Annotated in this window: 1 protein-coding gene; it reads right to left on the reverse strand. The window is 65.4% G+C overall.

The window, feature by feature from the left end:
- Positions 1-196: 196 nt before the first annotated feature.
- Positions 197-1,759: molybdopterin-dependent oxidoreductase (locus tag PKD89_RS16090; protein ID WP_289011193.1), on the reverse strand; the 1,563-nt coding region annotated here is incomplete at its 5' end.

Below are 1,759 nucleotides of genomic sequence, written 5' to 3' on the forward strand. Positions count from 1 at the left end.
GATGCCGACCCGGCGGCGGTCGTGTCGGCGGATGCCGAGGTGGTCTCGGACGCCGACGTGGTGGAGTCGTCATCGGAGCAGCCAGCAAGAATCAATGTGCCGACCAGTCCGAATGCGACGATGGCCTTACGGGGCTTGGTGTTGAAACGCATGATTGGGTTCCTTTCGCAGGGATTTTTGTGGACGCGGCGGACGTTCATGTCACGTTCACCACGATCTTTTGCCAGCCGGTTGCACCATCGGGGATGGGCATGACCCGGTCGGACGTCTGGGTTTCGCCATCGGCATTGGTTGCCCGGACGACGATGTTGTGACTGCCTGGGACGGCTTTCCAGCCGTAGGACCACTGGACCCAGGTGTCAGCGGAGGGAACGGGGGCGAGGTCGGCTTGGACCCATTTCCCGTCATCGATCTTGAGCTCGACCTTGTCGATCCCGACGTGAGGGTCCCAAGCGACGCCGGCCACCGCCACCATGCCGGCTTCAACCTTGTCGCCGAGACCGCCGGGGCGGTCGATGCGGCTGAACGTCTTGATGGGGGCCTGCTCAGCCCAGTCACGCTTGCGCCAGTAGGCCTGCTCGTCGGCGAAGGTGGTCACGTTCAGTTCGGCCAACCACTTAGTGGCCGACACAAAGCCGTACAGGCCGGGAACGATCAGCCGAGCTGGGAATCCCCGCTCGATCGGGAGAGGTTCGCCGTTCATGCCGACGACCAGCAGGGCGTCGCGGCCGTCGTAGATTGTCTCGATCGGGGTTCCGGCGGTGAAGTTGTCGACCGAGCGGCTGAGCAGCTGGTCGGCGCCGTCCTGAACGCCCGCCTCGTCGAGGATCTCGGCGAGGGGGACACCCAACCACTTGGCGGTGCTGGCATAGGTGCCGCCCACCTGATTGGAGACGCACACCAACGTGATGGTGCGCTCCACCAGCTTGCGGTCGAGTAGATCGGCGAGGGAGTAGCTGCGCTCCTCGTCAACCATGCCCTGCACCTTGAGTTCCCAGTCGTCGCCGTTCACCCGGGGGACCTCGAGGGCGGTATCGACCCGATAGAACTTGTCGACTGGAGTGATAAACGGGGTGAGACCCTCAATGTCGGGGTCGACGCCCGAGGGCAGCGTGACGGCCGGATCAGCGGGCGCTGGGAGTGCAATGTCGTCCCGGTTGGTCGACACCTTGAACACCCCGGACAACACCCTCCCGAGACCACCGGCCGCGGCCGCACCAGCGACGACGAGGGAGGAGCCGACCAGAAAGCGACGGCGGTCGGTGGACTCGGAAACCTTGTCGGCCGCCTGGGGCGGCCACAGCAGCAGGTCCATGACCAGCCATGCCACGATCCCCCCGACGATGCTGGGAACGACGGCGAGCGGGCCGGCACCAACCCGGGTCAATGCCGAAGCCGCACCGACGAGGCCGAAGAGGGCGGCACCGATCGGTGCGGCGATGCGCCGCTTGGTGGTGATCACGCCGATCACGGCGGCGAAGAGGAACAGAAAGATCGTCGTGCCGATGATCAGCGCCGTCTTGTCGTTCTCGCCGAACGTCCGGATGGCGAAGTCTTTGGCCCAGCTGGGCACGTTGTCGACGACGACGTTGCCCACGGACAGCACCGGGGACTGCACCGAGGGAAAGAACGCTGCGATCAGCTCGGCGACGCCGAGTGCGGCGCCCGCTGCGATCAAACCGGAGGCTGCGCCGGCGACTAATCTGTCATGCGCCAGTTGATAGGGACCAGGGCTGCGCCAGCTGCATGGGACCACTTG

It is taken from the genome of Candidatus Neomicrothrix sp., from assembly GCF_035329545.1.
Classification (GTDB): Bacteria; Actinomycetota; Acidimicrobiia; order Acidimicrobiales; family Microtrichaceae; genus Microthrix; species Microthrix subdominans.